The 18509-nt window shown below is 59.8% G+C and carries 25 protein-coding genes and 1 tRNA gene; 9 read left to right on the top strand and 17 right to left on the bottom strand.

Going from position 1 to position 18509, the window contains the following annotated elements; translation table 11 throughout:
• The first annotated feature begins 43 nt into the window (after positions 1 to 43).
• Together ACMGFM_RS10895 and ACMGFM_RS10890 are read left to right on the top strand one after the other, a co-directional pair.
• Entirely contained in the window at positions 44 to 421 is a 378-nt protein-coding gene (locus ACMGFM_RS10895; protein ID WP_436902638.1) for a Rid family detoxifying hydrolase, read from the top strand.
• On the top strand, positions 421 to 621 hold the full coding sequence (locus ACMGFM_RS10890) for a DUF7981 family protein (protein WP_436902637.1): 201 nt from the start codon (positions 421 to 423) through the stop codon (positions 619 to 621). Before ACMGFM_RS10895 ends, ACMGFM_RS10890 begins: the two co-directional genes overlap by 1 nt.
• 1 nt (position 622) lies before the next feature.
• Here the strand turns inward: ACMGFM_RS10890 and ACMGFM_RS10885 are convergent, their stop codons facing one another.
• From ACMGFM_RS10885 to ACMGFM_RS10860, 6 genes are read right to left on the bottom strand one after another with little or no spacing between them, the layout of a single operon-like run.
• Positions 623 to 1327, bottom strand: a complete 705-nt coding sequence (locus tag ACMGFM_RS10885; protein ID WP_436902636.1) for a CehA/McbA family metallohydrolase — start codon at positions 1325 to 1327, stop codon at positions 623 to 625.
• Positions 1328 to 1387: 60 nt separating this feature from the next.
• Positions 1388 to 2212, bottom strand: coding sequence for an ABC transporter permease (locus ACMGFM_RS10880; protein ID WP_436902635.1), 825 nt, complete (start codon positions 2210 to 2212; stop codon positions 1388 to 1390).
• Positions 2209 to 2970, bottom strand: a complete 762-nt coding sequence (locus ACMGFM_RS10875; RefSeq protein ID WP_436902634.1) for an ABC transporter ATP-binding protein — start codon at positions 2968 to 2970, stop codon at positions 2209 to 2211. Before ACMGFM_RS10875 ends, ACMGFM_RS10880 begins: the two co-directional genes overlap by 4 nt.
• The gene (locus tag ACMGFM_RS10870) at positions 2963 to 4858 is read right to left on the bottom strand and encodes a NosD domain-containing protein (protein ID WP_436902632.1); all 1896 of its coding nucleotides are present in this window, start codon (positions 4856 to 4858) and stop codon (positions 2963 to 2965) included. The genes ACMGFM_RS10875 and ACMGFM_RS10870 overlap by 8 nt, the downstream gene beginning before the upstream one ends.
• Positions 4859 to 4915: 57 nt before the next feature.
• Entirely contained in the window at positions 4916 to 5578 is a 663-nt protein-coding gene (locus tag ACMGFM_RS10865; RefSeq protein ID WP_436902631.1) for a nitrous oxide reductase accessory protein NosL, read from the bottom strand.
• A 55-nt stretch (positions 5579 to 5633) separates the two neighbouring features.
• Positions 5634 to 6149, bottom strand: a complete 516-nt coding sequence (locus tag ACMGFM_RS10860; RefSeq protein WP_436902630.1) for a winged helix-turn-helix transcriptional regulator — start codon at positions 6147 to 6149, stop codon at positions 5634 to 5636.
• 157 nt (positions 6150 to 6306) lie between these two features.
• Between ACMGFM_RS10860 and ACMGFM_RS10855 the strand changes: the two genes are divergently transcribed.
• The 4 genes from ACMGFM_RS10855 to purE all read left to right on the top strand — a co-directional run bounded on the left by ACMGFM_RS10855 (position 6307) and on the right by purE (position 7923).
• Positions 6307 to 6720, top strand: coding sequence for a DUF7471 family protein (locus tag ACMGFM_RS10855; RefSeq protein ID WP_436902628.1), 414 nt, complete (start codon positions 6307 to 6309; stop codon positions 6718 to 6720).
• A gap of 26 nt (positions 6721 to 6746) precedes the next feature.
• Positions 6747 to 6830, top strand: a tRNA-Ser gene (locus ACMGFM_RS10850).
• A gap of 205 nt (positions 6831 to 7035) precedes the next feature.
• A complete protein-coding gene (locus ACMGFM_RS10845) occupies positions 7036 to 7242 on the top strand; it encodes a DUF8149 family protein (RefSeq protein ID WP_436902626.1) in 207 nt (68 codons plus the stop codon).
• A gap of 42 nt (positions 7243 to 7284) precedes the next feature.
• Positions 7285 to 7923 (top strand): 5-(carboxyamino)imidazole ribonucleotide mutase, encoded by a 639-nt coding sequence (gene purE, locus ACMGFM_RS10840; RefSeq protein WP_436902625.1) that lies wholly within the window; start codon positions 7285 to 7287, stop codon positions 7921 to 7923.
• Positions 7924 to 7927: 4 nt separating this feature from the next.
• On the opposite strand, the gene ACMGFM_RS10835 is transcribed toward purE, so the two are convergent.
• Genes ACMGFM_RS10835 through ACMGFM_RS10825 form a run of 3 tightly spaced genes read right to left on the bottom strand, consistent with a single transcriptional unit; the run spans position 7928 to position 11253 of the window.
• Positions 7928 to 8764: an undecaprenyl-diphosphate phosphatase gene (locus ACMGFM_RS10835; protein ID WP_436902624.1), complete on the bottom strand. Its 837-nt coding sequence runs from the start codon at positions 8762 to 8764 to the stop codon at positions 7928 to 7930.
• A gap of 48 nt (positions 8765 to 8812) precedes the next feature.
• Complete coding sequence (locus ACMGFM_RS10830; protein ID WP_436902623.1) at positions 8813 to 9499, bottom strand: hypothetical protein; 687 nt, start codon at positions 9497 to 9499, stop codon at positions 8813 to 8815.
• 2 nt (positions 9500 to 9501) lie between these two features.
• On the bottom strand, positions 9502 to 11253 hold the full coding sequence (locus ACMGFM_RS10825; protein WP_436902622.1) for a DUF4330 family protein: 1752 nt from the start codon (positions 11251 to 11253) through the stop codon (positions 9502 to 9504).
• Positions 11254 to 11348: 95 nt separating this feature from the next.
• On the opposite strand from ACMGFM_RS10825, the gene ACMGFM_RS10820 reads away from it, so the two are divergent.
• Both ACMGFM_RS10820 and ACMGFM_RS10815 read left to right on the top strand, forming a co-directional pair.
• Positions 11349 to 11846, top strand: coding sequence for an OB-like fold-containing membrane protein (locus ACMGFM_RS10820; protein WP_436902621.1), 498 nt, complete (start codon positions 11349 to 11351; stop codon positions 11844 to 11846).
• On the top strand, positions 11839 to 12330 hold the full coding sequence (locus ACMGFM_RS10815; protein WP_436902619.1) for a metal-dependent hydrolase: 492 nt from the start codon (positions 11839 to 11841) through the stop codon (positions 12328 to 12330). The genes ACMGFM_RS10820 and ACMGFM_RS10815 overlap by 8 nt, the downstream gene beginning before the upstream one ends.
• Here ACMGFM_RS10815 and ACMGFM_RS10810 read toward each other — a convergent pair whose 3' ends face one another.
• A complete protein-coding gene (locus tag ACMGFM_RS10810; protein ID WP_436902618.1) occupies positions 12331 to 13248 on the bottom strand; it encodes an NAD-dependent epimerase/dehydratase family protein in 918 nt (305 codons plus the stop codon).
• Between the two features lie 230 nt (positions 13249 to 13478).
• On the opposite strand from ACMGFM_RS10810, the gene ACMGFM_RS10805 reads away from it, so the two are divergent.
• On the top strand, positions 13479 to 14417 hold the full coding sequence (locus ACMGFM_RS10805) for an NAD-dependent epimerase/dehydratase family protein (RefSeq protein WP_436902617.1): 939 nt from the start codon (positions 13479 to 13481) through the stop codon (positions 14415 to 14417).
• On the opposite strand, the gene ACMGFM_RS10800 is transcribed toward ACMGFM_RS10805, so the two are convergent.
• From ACMGFM_RS10800 to ACMGFM_RS10770, 7 genes are all read right to left on the bottom strand, one after another.
• On the bottom strand, positions 14371 to 14655 hold the full coding sequence (locus tag ACMGFM_RS10800; protein WP_436902616.1) for a type II toxin-antitoxin system VapC family toxin: 285 nt from the start codon (positions 14653 to 14655) through the stop codon (positions 14371 to 14373). The genes ACMGFM_RS10805 and ACMGFM_RS10800 overlap by 47 nt on opposite strands.
• Complete coding sequence (locus ACMGFM_RS10795; RefSeq protein WP_436902615.1) at positions 14642 to 14869, bottom strand: antitoxin VapB family protein; 228 nt, start codon at positions 14867 to 14869, stop codon at positions 14642 to 14644. The genes ACMGFM_RS10800 and ACMGFM_RS10795 overlap by 14 nt, the downstream gene beginning before the upstream one ends.
• Positions 14870 to 15268: 399 nt before the next feature.
• Positions 15269 to 15667, bottom strand: a complete 399-nt coding sequence (locus tag ACMGFM_RS10790) for a PIN domain-containing protein (protein ID WP_436902614.1) — start codon at positions 15665 to 15667, stop codon at positions 15269 to 15271.
• Positions 15664 to 15909 carry an antitoxin VapB family protein gene (locus ACMGFM_RS10785; protein ID WP_436902613.1) on the bottom strand — a complete coding sequence of 82 codons (246 nt, stop codon included), beginning with the start codon at positions 15907 to 15909 and terminating at the stop codon, positions 15664 to 15666. The genes ACMGFM_RS10790 and ACMGFM_RS10785 overlap by 4 nt, the downstream gene beginning before the upstream one ends.
• Positions 15910 to 16132: 223 nt before the next feature.
• Positions 16133 to 17524 carry an ATP-binding protein gene (locus ACMGFM_RS10780; RefSeq protein WP_436902612.1) on the bottom strand — a complete coding sequence of 464 codons (1392 nt, stop codon included), beginning with the start codon at positions 17522 to 17524 and terminating at the stop codon, positions 16133 to 16135.
• 63 nt (positions 17525 to 17587) lie between these two features.
• Entirely contained in the window at positions 17588 to 18016 is a 429-nt protein-coding gene (locus tag ACMGFM_RS10775; RefSeq protein WP_436902611.1) for a type II toxin-antitoxin system VapC family toxin, read from the bottom strand.
• Entirely contained in the window at positions 18013 to 18288 is a 276-nt protein-coding gene (locus ACMGFM_RS10770; RefSeq protein ID WP_436902610.1) for a hypothetical protein, read from the bottom strand. Before ACMGFM_RS10770 ends, ACMGFM_RS10775 begins: the two co-directional genes overlap by 4 nt.
• Positions 18289 to 18509: the final 221 nt, after the last annotated feature.

Genomic DNA, 18509 nt, shown 5'->3' with positions numbered 1-18509 from the left:
GAACGGGACTGGATTTATGTCGTCGCCGGCCGCCATCGTAAGTATGAAACAAATCATCAGCACCGACGACGCACCAGCCGCACTCGGCGCCTACAGCCAAGCAGCAGCGACAGAAGACCTCGTCTTTACGGCCGGACAGATTGCCCTGACCCCGGACGGCGACCTGCTCGACAGTGCGGCAATCGACGTCCAGACCGAGCAGGCCCTGGAGAATCTCGAAGCAGTCCTGAACGAGGCCGGTGTCGAGATGACCGACATCCTGAAAACGACGGTTTTCCTGGCCGATATGGATGATTTTGAGGGGATGAACTCCACCTACGAGTCGTTTTTCGACGACGAACCACCAGCTCGGAGTGCAATCGGCGTCAACGAACTCCCGAAAGGCGTCGGCGTCGAAATCGAAGCTATCGCCACGAAGTAATGGAGCCGCGGACCAAAGCGAGTCTGCTCTGGGGACTGGTCGGATCGCTCACCTTTCTGGTCTTGCTGCAGGCCTACCAGCTCACGACTCAACAGTTCGCGGCGCTCGGCGTCGTTGTCGCTGTCACGACAGTCGTCGGGGGTGGAACTGCACTCGCAGCGCACGTGCTCAGGCCGTGGTTCCAGACGCGACTAAACTGAGTCAGTCAGACGTGCTGAACACGCCGGCCATACTTGCGAGACGGTGTTTCACCCGTCGTTTCGCCCCGCCGGCAGCCTGACGGAAACTGATCCGCCAGGGCGTTCTCGTCCCCTTGACGCGGGTTCGCCCCTCGCGAATCTCCGTCAGAATGCCGTCGACACTGCGTTCGTCGGGGTCGACTTCGGTGACTGCCTGCCCGACCATCTCACAGACGTGGGCGTCGCTGCCGGCAGTCATCGGGAGGTCACGCTCGGTCGCAAACTGGCGAGCCTGTCTGTTTGCACGGCCAGTGAGCAGCCGAGAGTTGTACACCTCGATGGCGTCGGCAATCTCCAGGGCGTCCTCGGCGACGTTTTTCAGGACGCCGCTTCTGGTCTCCTGGTACGGATGGGGAACGACAGCGAGTCCGCCCGCGTCGCGGATGCGTGCAACAGTCTCCGCGAAGGAGAGATTCGGCGGAATCTCTGTTTCAGTTCCCAGCGAGAGGACGTGACCGGCAGCACTTGAGACTTCCATCCCGGGGATGGCAACCAAGTCGTACTCCGAGGCGCGTTCGACAGCCTCGCGACTGGCCCAGATTTCGTCGTGGTCGGTGATAGCGACCGCGTCCAGCCCGACCGCCTCGGCCTGTTGGAGGATGAGGTCGACCGAATCACGGCCGTCGAAGGAAGCCTCGGAGTGAGTGTGCAGGTCGATAGAGAGCACACGCGAGGGTACTGGCCAGATATATTTAAGTCGTTGGAGACGGCCTTGCTGTCATCCGGCTCACCGCCGGCCGAGCATGGCTGTCGTGACAGCGAGCGAACCACAGAGCCAAATTGTGAGGCTAGCCAGACTGAGCAGAACCGAGGCCTGTGGAGCCGACACTCCCGGAGTGCCGAGGACAATCTCGAAGACAAGCCCGCGGTAGGCGCTGGTTGGCGACGCGGCGAGCAGCGCAACCAGTTGGTCACTGCCAAGTGTGCCGGCGGTGAATCCACGGAGAACGAGCAGGTCCAGCACGACCACCACGAACACGAGCGCGCCACCGGCGAAGATGAATGCACTGCGTTGGGAGCGGGCCAGCGCCGACAGGCAAAGTGCCAGCGCGAGAACCACCAGTCCGAACAGCAGCGTGAGCAGGAGAAACCGGACGTAGGTGAGCGGCGAGTCCATCCCCTGCTGTGTCGCAAACAGCGACGGTGTCTCGGGGCTGGTGACGCCGAGATAGACACCAAGAATCAGCAGCGGGACCGCCAGCATCGCCACCAGCGCAACGGCTCGGCCGAGAAAGACACCGAGAGTGTACTCGCCGTCGTGCAGCGGGTAGGTCTGCAGCACGGCCAGTTCACCACGCTGTGCGTCACTGGCGATCGGCCGGTAGCCAAGCGCCAGCGCAACCGTCGGGACGAGCAACTCCATCGGCAGCAGCAAGTCCGCAATTGTCGGTAAATATCGTGCCTCGCCGCCGAGGATACCGACGCCGACGACCACCGCGAAGAGTCCGGCAAACAGCACGAACGGACTCCGGGCACGCCCGACGGTAAACAGTTCTCGAACCGCAACCGCTTGGATCAAGTCAGCCGCGGGAGGGGTGTCGCTGGAACTCATCTATCAGACTCACCTAGGACAGTCACCGCCTCGCCCGTGTCGGCGAGATGGTCGAACACCTCTCGCAAACTTGTGGCGTCGTACGCCTCAAGCAGTTCTGTCGGCGACCCTGTCGCAGCGACGCTGCCGGCGTTGAGCACCGAGAGGGAATCACAGAACTGCTCGGCGAGTTCGAGGTCGTGTGTCGTGTACAGCACGCTCGTCCCGTCGTCGGCCAGCGAGCGAGCCACCTCGATTGTCCGGGCGCGCATTCCGGGGTCGAGTCCGCTGCCGGGTTCGTCGAGCAGGACAATCGGCGGGTCGCCCGCAATCGCCTGTGCCAGCCCCAGCAGACGAGTCATTCCACCCGAGAGGTCCTCGACACGGCGGTCAGCCGCGTCGCCCAGTCCAACGCGAGCGAGCAACGCCTCGGGGTCGTCACCGACCAGTGCGGTGTAGAATTCGAGCGTTTCTAGTGCGGTAAAGGAAGGACGAAACGCCGGTCGCTGGGGCAGATACCCGATCGTTCGAGGGGTGGCGTCGACGTGAGCCGTGACAGTGCCGGACGTGGGCTGGCCGAGGCCTGCAAGCAGTTCGAGCAGCGTCGTCTTGCCCGAGCCGTTCGGCCCGATTACTGCGTGGAGCGTGCCGCGAGACAGTGACAGGTCAACGTCAGCAACGACGGTGACCGAACCGAAGGCTCGACTCAGGCCCTCGGCACTGAGACAGGGCTGGTCGGCGGTGCTGTTCGCTGTCGTGGTGGATTGTTGCTCAGTCATCATCAGTTGTTTCGAGGTCGGCAACTGTCTCGGGGTGAACCGGCCGCGACCGTGGGTGAGTGTCGAGTACTTCGCTCTTGCGGGAGCCAGCAACGGTATCTCTGACCAGACCAAGTGCCGTCGCGGCAGGCGAGGCTGTCAGTGTCCACACGCCGGGGTCGCGCAGGCTGGTATCCAGCCGACCGGTTGGGGAGTACGACCCGGTAGCCAGGCGGTTCGGTCGCTTGGACCAGTAGTTGCCCTCGCCGTCGTGATTCCAGATCCGCAACGGGCCAGCACCGACCTCGACGGTGTCATCGTTGTCGACGAAATCGTTACCGACGACGCGATTCGAGGGCCGGAGTGACCCGATGCGAAACCCGAGGTCGTTACCGAAGATGACGTTTCGTTCGTACAGCGAGCGCTCGGTCCCAGCCATGATACCGCGGTCGTTCTCGGCGAGAATATTGTCCGCGACGTAGCTGTTGGCACCGCTGAGCGTCAGTCCCGTCGTCGAGTTGCGGACATCGTTGCCGACGATTGCATTGCTGGATGGGTCGGTCATGACCGTCACGCCAGCAAATCGCTCCTGTCGGGCCACGTTATCGGCAATCAGTGTCTCGGAGGTGTACATCAGGTGGACACCGTAGCGGTTCGAGACGAACCGATTGTCCCGGATAACGGAGCCGTCGGCGCGGTGGAGATAGACCCCATCGCGGCCGTCGACGAGCGTCGAGTTCTGTACGACGACCGGCGAGCGAATCGACGTCAGACCCATGAATCCCTCGCGATGTTGCTTCGCGCCGCGGATTGTCGTGTTCTCAACGACGGTGGTGCCGACGTCTCTGAGGAGGACGCCGGTGGTCGGGGTGGTGATGTCGACATCGGCAACGAACAGCGTCGAGACGTTGTCAGCCTCGATGGCGGCGTCACTGCGGCCGTAGCCCGACTCGACGAAGGAATCCCACTGTTCCTGTTCGACCTCGCCGTCCTCAGGTTCGGTCGAGTCGCCAACGCCGGTGATTGTGAGGCCAGTAATCGCCACGTCAGTGCCGGTCACGCTGAGTACCGAGCCGTTGCCGTCGCCGCGGACTGTTGCTCCGGGGCCGCGGATTGTCACCGAGCGATTGATCTGCAGTTGTTCGGTGTACGTGCCGGGCGGGACACGGATCGTCGCGTTTGGCGGCGCTGCGTCGAGTGCAGCCTGAATGGTCGGGGCGTCCTCACCGACGACGATGGCGGCGTCTTGGTCGGTGAGTGTTCGGGTGCTGGCGACGCGGTCGTCGGCGCTGCTGTGCTGCCGGTCGACGCGGCCGCGCACTCGACTGACGGTATCGAGGCCGGTCTCTCGGGTTCTGACCGCCTCCCAGTCGAGAATCTGGCCGCCGTGGTCGTCGGTAAAGCTGGTGGCGTCGCGGCGCGAACTGAACGGCACAATGGCGTCACCGGCGGGCAAGCGTGCCTCGCTGTCGACGACAAAGACGGCGTCTTGGACCCGGACCCAGCCGGGGTCAGTTGCAGTCTGTGGGTAGCCCGCCTCGGTCAGCGTCGGCTCCGTGTCTGTATAATCAGAAACGTAAATGGCGACCGGACGGCCGAACTGCTTGGCGTGGCCGGACTGTTGGAGCCCGTCGATGAGATAGCTCACGCCCCGATAGCCGACGACAAACTGGTACTGCGAGTGAAAGACTTCGGCCCGAGGAACTGTTGCGTCGACCTGCTTGAGGACCTGCTCGGATTCGGCAGCGAGACCCGCCTCGACAGTCTGATCGAATGGAACTGGTTCCGTGGCCCCGCCCGCGTCAATAGCGAATATCCCGACAGAGAGAACGAGGACCAGCGTAATGACGGCAAGACTGGCCCGTCTGGAGGGTGTCGCACGAACGAGTCTGCCGAACGTCGAGCTCACTGTTCAATCCCTGCTTCTGTCACGTATAGCTTCATTGGTGCACCTCCCGAATCGGAGTTAGTTCATCGTTCCCGAATCCTGCAGGGAGTCGATCAGCGGCCGCGTAATGTCGTCAAATTCGTAGCGCGTGCCGTTGTACGTCTCGGCGAAGGATTCTGCCTCGGATTGGTCGGAAAAGGGGTGCAACGCCGGGCCCATCCCGCCCATTACGTCGCTGTCACCGACATAGGTAAGCTCCGTCGCGTCGGCAAACGTGTCTGCGGCCGTCGGGGAGGGCATCACGGGCCGGGAGTCGTCTTCGGAGAGGTCCCAGTCGACGCGGCTGTAATCCGTGACGTAGATTACCTCGGCCGTCCAGCCACGGTCACGTCGCGTAAAGTGGTACGGAAACAGTCCGTGCACGAGGGTGTGAAACCACGCAAGGTTCTCTGTCGAGGCGTCGCTGTGAGAGCCGTTGTCACCGCCGTCTTCGTGGCCCTCGTGGACGGGCTGGAAACTGGCGGAACCACCGAGTTGCTGGGGCTGTTCGTCGGCGTAGAATATCTGGCCGTTCGGCCCGCCGTGGGAACCGATTACCATCCCGCCCTGATAGTCGTATTTCGTTCCGGACAGTGAGACGGGGTCGGGCACTGACTCATCGGAGTTACTCGTCCCGAGACAGCCAGCGAGCGAACTGGCGCCAACGGCAGCCGCTGTCGCCAGTACCGTTCGACGATGCATAGCTACCGATGCGAGACTGGTGATAAAGGGGGTTCTGGTGCTCCTGTAGAATCGACTACTCCAGGAGTTCGTCGGTCAGCCGCGAGAAGCGGTCGACGACGCGGTCGAGCAGCCGTGGCTCGATCTCGCGCAGCAGTCGGTACAGTTCCTGCTTGTTCGAGAGTGTCACCACGAGTCGAGCGTCCTCGGATTTCACAGGCTCTTTCCGCGCAATGTCGCGTTCGATGAGCCGGGACAGGTGCCACTCGACAGTGCTTCGTGCGAGGTCGAGTTGCGCCGTGATTTCTGCAGGTGGCGCTGGGTCGTTGCGCAGCAGGTAGAGGACAATTTCGCGGGTCGTTTCACGACGGAGGAGCGCAATTGCTTCTCGTTCCCACGCCGAGTACGTCGGCGGGAAGTAGTGTGTCCGACCTTCGATCGACTCTTTGTGGAGTTTGCCGGCACTCACCAGTTTTCGGACGTGGTACTGGGTCTGTCCAGTGGCGATATCGAGTTCTCGCGTGATATCGTTGAAGTGGATGCCGGGTTCGCGGTTGATACAGTCACGAATCCGTGACCGCGTGTCGGACACTGTGTGGTCACCAAATCGAGCTTAGATGTGTGTGTATCTAAATGGCGCGGTTGTCCCCAACGCGTGGGAGACGGGTTGCAGAGAATCCTCGAATCAACAGGCAATTCGAGAGACGCACCTCGCAGCTAATAAGCATGGCTCTGCAAAGGGTGGATATATGGACCCGAGTGGCACGCTGTTGCATGCGGGCGGTGAGTGGGCCGGCGAGGGCTCGCTGCTGTTGCTCGGTATTGTCTTCCTTGCGAGTCTCGGGACCGGACTGCTGTTCGTGGTGAGTCTGTTCGCCTACCGCCAGCGGCGCTCGCGGCGGTACTTTCTCATCGCGGTTGCTGTTGGAGCGCTGTTCACGCGGTCGATCGTCGGGGCTGGCACCGTCCTCGGCTACACCCCGATGGTGGTGCATCATCTCATCGAGCACACCTTCGATTTCCTCATCGCTGCGCTGATTCTGTACATCGTCCTGCAGAGCGGGCCATCGAGCGACCGGCCAGAGGCAGTGTCGGCTGACGGCGGTGAGCGCGATAGCTTTGAAGCCGATGCTGCGCGGTCGACCGAGAGCGAAAGGTCTTAACCTTCCTCCCGGCAAGCGTAGGACGAGCCAGGATGGCCGAATCTGGTAAGGCGCACGCCTGGAAAGCGTGTTCCCGTTTGGGATTCAGGGTTCAAATCCCTGTCCTGGCGTAGCGAGATTCGAGTGAAGCGAGAATCTCGGGTAAAGCGAGCGGGGAGGAACGACCCGCGAGATTTTGAGTGTAACGAGAAATCTCGAACATCCGAGCGGGGAACGAAGTGACCCGCGAGGCACTTTCTGTCGAAGTTACTCGAGAGTCCCGAGACCACAGCCGCAGACATAACGACAATATAGGGGGGTATCGTACTCTCGGGTATGTCGAGTAGTGACGACACACCGACAGTGCCTATCATCTGTCCCGAGTGTGAGACAACGACGCGGATTCCAGTCGATAACCTGGCCGAGAGCCTCGAACGCCACAACGAGCAACTGCACGACGGGGAGGATGTTGCACACATCGACCCAGATATCGCCGACCAGATTCAGAATATGGTCGCCGAGGACATGGGCTTGCTCGAGTGAGGATCTGCAACGCTTAGGTGAGCGCCGCTCAGACGGGGAGGTATGGGAACGGAGAAACTGGACGCGCTGATCGACCGTCTCGAAGCAGAGGCCGAGGCTGACCGTCCGAACGACGAGACACCTGATGTGGGGATCATCATGGGCTCAGACTCGGATCTTGACGTGATGGCTGGCTCCGAGGACGGCCGACCCGGTGCCTACGACTGTCTCACTGACCTCGGCTTCGAGGAACAGACCGACTACGACCAGCCGCCGGACTCAGAGTTTACCTTCGAGACCTACGTTGTCTCCGCACACCGCACGCCCGAGTTGATGTACAGCTACGCCGAGACGGCCGAAGCCCGCGGCATCGACGTGATCATCGCCGGTGCGGGCGGCAAGAGCGCAGACCTGCCGAACATGACCGCATCGATTGCCTACCCACTGCCGGTCATCGGCGTCCCAGTCCAGGAGAAATCGCTGCAGTCGGTCATCGGGATGCCACAGGGCGCTCCCCTCGTCGCCGTCGACGCCGGCAAATCTTTTAATGCCGCACTCTCTGCGACGCAGATTCTCGCCCGCGAACACGGTGAGTTGCGGGAGCGACTCATGGAGTACCACGAGAAACTGAAAGATGGTGTCGGCGAAGTATCGACAGAACTGCACGACCTCGGCACGCCGGCGTTCAAAGACCAGCGCTGAGGACTCAGGCCGCAGGGACGAACACAGAGACGAGACCGCCGCCAACGATTGCGATGGCTCCGAGAACGAAACAGACCAGCCAGAATGGAATACGCTCAACCACCCGGAGAAGCAAGTCGATCATCAGATAGCCAACGACGGCGCTGACAGCGAGGGCAACGCCTGCGGCCGTCGGGCTAATGCCTGGCAGCCCACCGGCACTGGCGACGGTCAGCACTGCCGCGCCGACACTGGCCGGGATCGAGAGCAGGAACGAAAGGTTGAACGCCGCTGGCGGGTCGTAACTCCGGAACAAGAGTGTACTAGAGGTCATCCCCGAGCGAGAGATGCCGGGCAGAATTGCGAGGCCCTGTGCCGCCCCAACCAGCACCGAATCGAACAGCGTCGGCGTCTGTTTGCCACCCATCGAGCGCGATTCTGAGGCGACGAGGACGAGGCCAGTCAGCACTAGCAGCGCGCCAATGGTTGCAATGAAGACGCCGCCGGTGAGTTGACCAGCCAAGTCGACAGCAAATATGTACAGCGGAATCCCAACGATACCGGTACAAAACGAGGCGACGATGATGTACGAGACGAGTGCGTTGTCGTCTGCGTAGGCGGCTTGCGGTCGCCAGCCGGGCAGTGAGCGAGTTGCCTCAGCAATCTCTGTCCGGTAGTACGCTGCCGCGGAAACTGTCGTGCCAAGTTGCATAAAAAGCGCGAGTTGTGTTGCGACGACAGGGTCGGTGCCCACGAGAGAAAGAAACAGCGAGAGGTTGCCGGAACTCGACACGGGCAGCCACTCGACGATGCCCTGGATGATGCCAGCGAGCACCGCGACGACGAGGTCCGTCTCTGTCACACCTCTCCGTCTGATTCGCGCTCACTTAAGCGGGGTGCACTCGACTCCTCAGCGGTCGTCATCTGTCTCGTGTTCTTCGTCGCGAGTCGGTGGCTCTGGCGGCTCGAAGGCAGCGACGAGTAATTCGACGGGACGCGTCTCTCGTAGCTCTGCCCACGACGACTCGACACGGCTTCCGAGCGCAGCACCAAGGGCGAACACAGCAGCCGCGACGACGAGAAAGAGCGACTCGCTGCCCGTGGCGACTATGAGCACGAGGAAGGCGAGCGCACCCGCGCCGAGACCAGCGCTCAGTAGCTGGACCGGTCGACGAACGACGAGTCGGTAGCCACGCCGTGCAGCACCAGCGAGCAGCGAGCCGTCGCTGCCCGCACCGAGGCTGGCGAACAGCCAGTCAAGCACGCGGAGAATCGGGCCGACAATGCGCGTCTCCCGGAGGTCGATGACGATTACGTCGGGGTCGGGTTCGGCGGTGAGCCAGCGATACAGCCACGAGCCCCGGATCCACGCACTCGTTCGAGCGAACACGGCAAAGAGCAAGGAGCCGGCAGCGACGCCAGATGATGTTGCGGCGTCGGTCGTATCGCCGCTTGGCTCGTCCGGTTCGGTGTCAGCAGCGTCCTGCGCGTCCGCGGAGTCGTCACTAACCGCTCGGCGGATTCTCATCAGAAGCGCTGCTACCCGCGAGTTGCGAACAATGTAGACGACTGTCGAGTTCCGGAGTGCGCTGCGCATACTCAGTTTCCGAGGGCGGTCACCTGTGCGTTGATACGAAGCTGGCCGAGTTCGAGCACAATCGTGTCACCAGTTCGGAGTGACTCTGTGCGGAACCGAAGCGAGCCATCCTCAAGTTCACGAATCCGGAGGTTGGCCTCGAGTTCAACATCGAGATTACGGGGGTGCTCCCGGAGGAAGATGTCCCCGCTCTCACTTTCGAGGATGATTTCCGCTGGCTGAGTGGTTTTCGAGACAACCTCGACGAGTGTCTGTTCGCCGATTTGTTCAGTCTCCCCCTGCTCGATTGCTGCCGCAATCTCCGGGCGGATGTTCCGGATATCGAGCGTCGCAGTAACCATATCCGACTGACCGGGCTCTGTGGTGCTGTCCCGGCGGACAATTTCACCGGAGATATCGTACTCGGCGGTCTGAACCGGAAGCGTCTGGCCGAGTCGGAGTTCACGGTTGCCGAATAGGATGGTGCCGTCGTCTTCGCGGGTGAGGGCCGACACGCCGAGCACAGCCCGGCGCTGGTCCGCTTGGGCTGCCGTGTAGAACGTCGTCGATTCGACGCGCACGAGCGTCTGGTCGCCGAGTCGGTACTCGTCTCCTGTGTCGATGTCCCCGGCGAGGCTCGCTGGCACTGTCGTCTCAATGACGAAGGGTCGGAGTTCGGTTTCGACCGTACTCGTCCCGCGGCGAGTAATCGTCCCTGAAATATCGTACTCGGCAGTCTGGATTGGAATCGATGCCCCGAACCGGAGTTCACGGTCGCCGAACACGACAGTTCCGTCTTCTTCGCCTGACAGCACCGAGACGCCAAGCACGGCTTGGCGTCGGTCCGCGTCGCCAGCAGGATAGAACGTCGTTGATTCGACGCGAACGAGTGTCCGGTCGTTGAGCCGGTACTCGTCGCCTTCCTCAATATCTTCGACGATGTCTGCGGGCACAGTCGTCTCGATGACGAACGGTCGCTCTTGCGTGTCGACCGAACTCGACCCGAGTCGCTGTATCGCACCCGACAGCTGGTAATTTTCACCACGGAACGGTATCGCGTTGCCGATTCGAAGCGGCGTATCTCCAAACTGGACTGTTCCACGGTCAATCGTCTGAGCCGAAAGGCCGAGTCGGAGGATGCGTTCTCCCGGCGTCTGTGAGGGGAACTGCTGGATGGCAGTAATCTCTGCCACAGCGTTCCCCGCAACGTCGTACGTATCACCCACCGCCACCTCATCCGCAGTTCCAGCGGGGACCGTCGTCTCTATCGTGAACTCGCGCTGCTGGGTCGGCAGCGACTCACCGGAGCGCTGAATCTGGGTAAGTTGGCCTTCGACGCTGTAATCTGCGGTCTGAACCGGAATCTGCTGGCCCACCTGTAACTCGTTGCCCTGGAACTGGAAGGTTGGGTCGTCTTCCGGGTTTTCGGGCTCGATAGCCGTTCCTCGAACTGTCGCTCTGACGAGCACATTCGTGCCCTCTCCGCCCTCGTAGCGATAGACGTCAGTAATCGTCACCGAATCGTTCGTACCCTGTGGTTCGAAGGTATCGCCGGGTGAGATTTCTTCGGCGATGAAATCGGGCTGTGAGCCGAGATTCATCGTGACGTGGCGCGTATCAGCTTCTCCCGAATCCGAGAGCAATAGCGCCGCACCAGCAACGACTACTGCAATCACGAGCAACACGACAAGCAGGTCAACGATGTTGACGAGGCCGAACAACCGACCCTCGTCGTCGAGAATCGTCCGCCCGTCGTCGCCACCTAAGGAACTCATTGCGCCACGGTTGTCAGGGCGGTGGCAAAAATCCTGTTATCCCCATCGAGAGCTACATCCGAACTGCTTAGTGAGTCGGCACGGAGACAGTGTCCATGCACCGGCGTCGTCGTCTCGCGGTGATGGTGGTCGTCCTCGCCTGTACGCTCGGGCTCTGTGTCCACTACGGCGCGAGTTACGACCAAAACTGGCCGCATCCGACCGGCGACCAACTGGCTGAGGACCCCGACGGCTGGGACGGCGAGACAGTGTTGTTGTTCGGCGAAGTGCAGGAGCAGACGCCGGACGGGTTGGTGATGACCGTCGAGGACGACAGCGGGACGGTCGTGCGAACGGTTACGGTGCGCGGGACAACTGTCAACGTCGAACCCGGTGGCGTGGTTCAGGTGTACGGCCGACTCTCCCAGCAGGGGACCGTCCAGACGGCCGAGTCGGTGGTCGTCGTCAACAAATCGTCGGGTGATACCTCGTACAAGCTACTCACCTCGCTACTCGGTGGACTGGTTGCCGCCGGGTTGTTCCTGCGATACTGGCGAATCGACCTGCGAGAGCTACGGTTCGTGTCTCGGGACGGAGGTGAGAGAGATGGCTGAGGGCCTGACGCACGTCTTGCTCGCTTTCGGGCTGTTCACGGCCACGGGCTGGACTGTTGGGTGGCTCGACCGTCGGTGGGTCGCGGTCGGAATGGTCGGCTCGCTACTGCCAGACCTGAGTCGTCTCTACCTGCTTGTCGATGACTACATCATCTCACAAGCGCTCGGGATACCGTTCGACTGGGCCGCGTTGCACACCCTCGGGGGCGTGGTGGTACTCGCCACGTTGGGCGCGGTGCTGTTCGACAAGCGACAGCAGCGCCTGCGCGGGTTTGGACTGCTCGTCGCTGGTGGCTGTTCACACCTGGCCGTCGATGCGGTGAAAGCGTGGGCCGACGGTACGGGTGGGACAGCGCTGTATCCGCTGTCGTGGTGGCGGCCACCGACGCCCGGGCTGTACGTCTCCGCTGACCGGTGGGTGCTCGGTGTTGCGGTGGCAGTAGCGCTCGTCGTGGCAATAATCGAGCGATACGGCAAAACCTAATTACTGATACACAGCACAGACTCGCTCGATGCCCTCCTCGAAGTCGATTTCAGGCACCCAGCCCGTCGCCTCGCGCATCTTCGCGGCGTCGGCACAGGTGTCGTGGACGTAGACATCCTCGGGAATTGGGTTCTCGACGTACTCTGGGTTGATACTGGTTCCGAGTTCGTCGTTGAGCATCTCGACGACCGTGTTGAACGAGTACCGGTTCCCGGTGCCGAGATTGTAGACATCGTCGAGTTCGTGGTCGGCGGCCAGTTCCAGCCCCGCGACGATGTCCTCGACGTGGGTGAAATCGCGTGTCTGCTCACCGTCGCCGTACAGTACTGGCGCCTCGCCGTTGGCGATGTCATCGGCAAATTGTGCGATGACATTTGCGTACTCGCCTTTGTGAGCCTCGGCGCCACCGTAGCCCTGATACACCGAGAAGAATCGCAGCCCGGCCATCGACATGTCGTAGTGATTCGAGAAGTACTCGCCGTAGCTCTCGCGGGCCATCTTCGAGGCTTCGTAGCCAGTGTTGACCGTCACGTCCATCGACTCCGGCGAGGGAGTGGTCTGGCTGCCGTAGATTGAGGACGTCGAGGCGTAGACGACGGTGTTACACCCGTCTTCGCGGGCCTGGTCGACAACGTTGACGAAACCTTCAACATTGACGCGAGCGCCGCGGCGCGGTTCGTCTTCGTGCATCGCGTACGACGACAGCGCAGCGAGGTGAAAGACCACGTCTACGTCGGTTGGGAGGTCATCAGCAAGGACGGATTTGTCGTGGAATTCGACAGCGTCGTCGAGGTTTTCGGGCGTGCCGAGGTAGCAGTCGTCGACAACGATTACCTCGTTGTCTGAGGCGAGGCTATTGGCGAGATTTGAGCCAATGAATCCCGCGCCGCCAGTCACGAGAACGCGCTTGTCTTGCATAGGCGGGTGGTCGGGAATCGCAATAAAAAACCTTCTCACATAGAATTCAGGCCTGGTGTGTCTTCGAGTGTGACTATACCGAGTCCGCCACCGGTAGTACTGGCAACTGCCGTGCTCAAATTCAAGACAAAAAGAGGAACGAGCACGGAAATTGTAAGCTAATCTTGTGCTGCACTGTCAGAAAACAACACTGTCATGCCTTCTGCTTCTGTAGGAATTCATCAACGAAGATGACCCACGATGTGCTCAGTGCGCTTCCCGAAGCCGACCGACCGACTGGCAAACAGATTCTCGTGACTGGCGGCGCGGGGTTCATCGGTTCACATCTCGTTGACGCACTTGTTTCTGACAACGAGGTCCGTGTGTTCGACAATCTGTCCAGCGGTCATGCCGAGTTTGTCCACGACGATGCCGAACTTATCGAAGCAGATATTCGTGACCGGGCAGCCGTTGCGGAGGCCGCAGCGGATGTCGATATCATCTACCACTTCGCAGCCAACGTCAGCGTCCAGCGGTCTGTCGAACAGCCTGCCGAGAGCCACGACGTGAACATCAGCGGGACAGTCAACGTCCTGGAGGCTGCGAGACAGGCCGACGCCCGTGTTGTCTTCGCGTCGAGTGCCGCCATCTACGGGGACCCCGAGTATATTCCGATCGACGAAGACCACCCAACCGAGCCACTCTCGCCGTATGGGCTGGAGAAACTGAGTAGTGACCGATACGTTCGGTTGTATAACGAGCTCTATGACTTGCCAACAGTGGCGCTTCGATATTTCAACGTCTTTGGCCCGCGCCAGAGCGGTGAGTATGCCGGTGTGATCTCTGTCTTCCTCGAGCAGGCGCGCGATGGTCGTGAATTGACCCTCCACGGTGATGGGTCACAGACACGAGATTTTGTCTTCGTCGACGATGTCGTGCAAGCGAATCTGTTGGCCGGGACAACCGATGTCACCGGGATGGCGTTCAATATCGGGACCGGTGAGAGCATCTCGATTCGTGGGCTGGCCGAGACTGTGCAATCGTTAGGTGACGAGTCGCCAGGGATTCGCCACGAAAGCGCCCGGGAGGGTGATATTGATGCGAGTAAGGCGGATATTGCACGAGCGATGGACGAGCTTGGGTTCACGCCGGAATACGAACTGCGCGAGGGGCTTTCGAAGATCTGGTGAGTACGGGTATAATGAACTCGTGATGTTCTCGTACGTGTTCGTCTGGTCGTACCAATTCATCCATTGCCGTCTCGTAGGCGTCGGTTCCCTGCTCGTATTGCAACTCGACACCGAGCCGAAGTTCAGTCACCGAGACCATGCTGAGCAGGTGTCTGCCTTGTTCGTCGAGTTTCTGGACTTTCTCCTCGATTCCACCACGGTCGATGTCGACGACGACCGAGGTGTCAAGAAGTTTCATCAGTCACGCGATCAAGCGTCCCCTCACTCAATGTGCTGATTTCCTCAGAAACCTGCTCGTACGCCCCAGGCTCGAAGATTTCCTGGCCGGTCACATCCGCCAGCCGTCCGCCGCGGTCCAGACGCTCTTCGATGAGTTCACTGAAACTACGGTCGCCCTTTTCACGTTTCAAGCGACGGTACACGTCGTCGCTGATTTCGATATTTTTGCTCATATATCAGGTCTGTGTACCCATACGCAAAAGAGTATCAACGATGATGACTCAGCGGTGACGAACGGTCTCGGCGTGCTCTCTAGAATAAATATACTGGTCCGTGTCAACTGTTCTGACAACCTCCTGTCACTGAAACCACGGCACAATGACCAGCTTAGGGCAGATCAGCGATGCGACAAGTGCCGAAAGCGAGGATAAGTTGCGATACGATCTGTAGTGCGTTCACCAGCAACCTTTTTGTCCGATCTGAAGATCGTCGTGCAACAGTTGTGGACGGTTGGTTCGGAACCCACGGGGTTTGTGGTTGGGGGAGACACAGAGACGGACTCTCGCGGTGACAATCACCGAGAAGGAGAGCGATGAGAGAGTGGGTTCGGAGTAACAGTCGCTGCTGGGCAGTTACCAGGTCTCGATAGCCAGCCCTTCAACGGGACCGAAATCGTCGGTGTCATTGGTAATCACCGGTTCAGCGTACACGAGACCAGTCGCTGCGACGATGGCATCGAAGGCACCAAGTTGCGGTTTCGTGTCGCTTGCCCTGTGGAGACCGAGTAGTGTTCCCGCCTTCTTGGCGATGTTTGCATCAAGTGCAAGGACAGGATAGTTTGCGACGAGTGCTTCGAGTGCAGCTGCGTTGGTGTTTGGGTCTGATCCAAGCCCGACCGAGACGTACAGTTCCATGAGCACAGCTGTGGGTATTCGAAGCGGAATCCCAGCCGTCTCTGTGTTCTCAACTAACCGGATAGCGTCGCTATCATTCTGATCAAGCGCGATGAGGAGGCTCGTGTCGACGATCATTCAGGGTTGGCATTCAATTCATCAACCGTTTCGTCGACGTTCTCAGTGGTCGTCATCTCTATCTCTGTGATTGCATTAGCGAACTGCTCTGTGTCATCTTCGCCGAGGCCAAGGTCGAACTCTGTGAGTGACCAGTCGGTGATCAATCGCTCGATAGCTTCGCTGAACGTTTCGTTTGGCCGCTTCTCGTCGGCAATTTTGGCATACACGTCCTCGTCGAGCCGAACCTGTTTTGTTCCCATGCGTAAACGTCGTTGACAACGATTGATGTATCTATCGCCGCGCCGGAATCGTGACAAATTGGAAGAAGTCTGGCAGGGCCAAATGGATATATCCACTGTGTGCCGGGGAACAGCTCTACGACAGCACCGTTTGGGTGGTCCCAACCGTCGTGGCGAGAAGTGGATACCGAACGCTCTCTCTTCTCGGATCTAGAAACCGCAACACAGGGGATTGAGAGTATTTTTATTTACATGCAAACTGGGCGTTCATGTCGTCCAGCCCGAACAGTGACCATCGGTTAGGCAGGTCGGCGGCAAGCCCATCCACGAACCCGCTCTTCGAGAACAACGCAAATTCGACCTCCCTCGTATCGGAGCCCCATCGCACACGCTCGGATTTCTCGCGGAGTTGTGCGGCCAGCGCCTGGCCAACCGGTTCGCTCGTCCACTTACACTCTGCGAGCAAAATGCGGTCGTCGTTCGGAGCGAGCCCAACGATGTCGATTTCATCTTCACCGTACCACCAGCGCCCGACCGCAGCATACGGCCCGAGATCACCACCACGGATCGCGTCCCAGACGACTTCCTGACAGACAGCCTCGAAGGTTGTGGCGACGTGATCAGGGAGGTTTGGTTCGATGGTTCCGTCGTAGACAATATCGGGCGCTTCTTCGATGCTGGACCGATTCGGCTCGACGAACCGAAACCAGAATCGAAGGAACTCATCAGCAACGTGATACCGCGACCGCTTGGACTGCTTCGGTGAGGCCGTCACAGGCACCTCCCGGTCAATGAGCCGCAGGTTGCGAAGCGTCTGGAGGTACTTCGACAACGGACCAGCATCGATACCAGTCGCGCCAGCGATTTCGTTGGGCGTCGTGTGGCCCGTGGCGATTGCTTCGAGAATACTCAGATACCGGGCCGGGTTTCGAAGCTCGGTGCGGAGCAGAAACTCAGGTTCGTTGTAGAGGACGGCTGTTGGAGATAGGATTTCAGTCTGGATGTTCTCCGCGAGCGGTTTCGAGTAGTCGAACAGTGTGAGATACAGGGGCGTCCCACCGGTGACGGCATATGACTGAATTGCGGTTTCAATATCGTATGCGATGACTTCCTGGGCTTGTTTGAACGAAAACGGCTGCAGGTCAATCTGTCCCGTGCGACGGCCATAGAGTGGGCTCTCATGGCCGAGGACATCCGATTCCATCGTACTCACGCTGGACCCACACAAGACGAGCATCGAATCTGTCTCTTGGAGTTGCTCGTCAACAAACGACTGGAGGTAGGACGGGAGAGAGTCGTTTTCCCCTACTAAGTACGGGAACTCATCAATAATGACGACCAGTTGCTCGGTGGCGAGTTTGTCGCCGAGGTACTCGAGGGCTTCGTCCCACCCATCAATCCGAGGGACACGGTCATCGAAATAGGTCGCAACCGTTTCGACGAACTTCTCGCGCTGCCGACGTTCCGCTTCTTGGGCCGCGAGGAAGTAGATATGCGGACGGTCGGAACAGAATTCTTTGAGGAGGTTGGTCTTCCCAACGCGGCGGCGACCGTATACCACGTAGAAATCATGGCCCGGAGACGAAAACGCCGTTTCGAGGGCGTCCAATTCCTCGTTCCGATCGTAGAAGGTCATACTCTACGTAATGATTACTGCGATAATGACTTAGCAGTTTCCCCAATCATAAGTTCAAACACATCACAAAGAACCTGGTTCAATCCGGTCCACGACACCATCGAAGTCATCATCGAAGCTTACCACGGCATCGATGGCGTGTCGTTCACACAGTGCGACCGTCGACGCGTCAGTGAAGCTGAGTCGCTGGTCGTCGTACCGCTCAAATACTGTGACTGCGTCAGCAAACACGGCGGCAGAAACAGAAAGCATCTCGTATGTTGTGGGATATGAATCGACACCACGAACCCGCTTCCCGAGTCGCTTAGCCGCCTCAACGTCGCTCCGCTTCAGAGTTAGCGTGGTGGCCTCGTCGTATATATAATCGCTCACGTACGGCTGTCCGAGTTCTCCGTCGTACATAGCCTCGACCGCATTCGTTGCAGCCTCGTGTCTACTCGCATCTGTGTCGTGATCCGCATACAACACGCCAGTGTCGACAATCACCGTCATCCGTATAGGATGTCATCGATATCGTCTTCGTCGGTTTCGACCCCGGAACTAATCCGCCCACGAGCCATTGCTTCTTTCTCCTCTTCGGAGAGCGGGACGGTGGATTCCCGGAAGGAATCGATGACCTCATCTCGGGACTCATAGGCGTCGTCAATCAGTCGAGAAAGCAACTCCTGCTGTGTTACCTTCTGCCCAGTCCGCAGTCGGATCTCGGCCTGGAGTTCTTCCAAACGGGACTTGGCATCCTCATCAACTTTGACCGCTGTCGTCATACCTGTGGTTAGATACGTAACTGCGTAAATGTTTCTACTTGTCTGGTATCTGGGGTTGTAATATACAGATGGCCCTCCTCTGCACAGTGCTCAAGAAGGTCTTTATAGGTGGAGCAGGCGCAATACCACGGCCTTCAGGCCGTGGATACGCGCCGTCACTCAGTGATACATTCCACCGCTTCCGACAAGGCCGGATATTCCACCGTTTTCAACCCAAACTT

It is taken from the genome of Halovenus halobia (assembly GCF_051414135.1).
Lineage (GTDB): Archaea > Halobacteriota > Halobacteria > Halobacteriales > Haloarculaceae > Halovenus > Halovenus halobia.
Note: the sequence above shows the minus strand (reverse complement) of the source record. Positions and strands in the feature narration are given on the sequence as shown.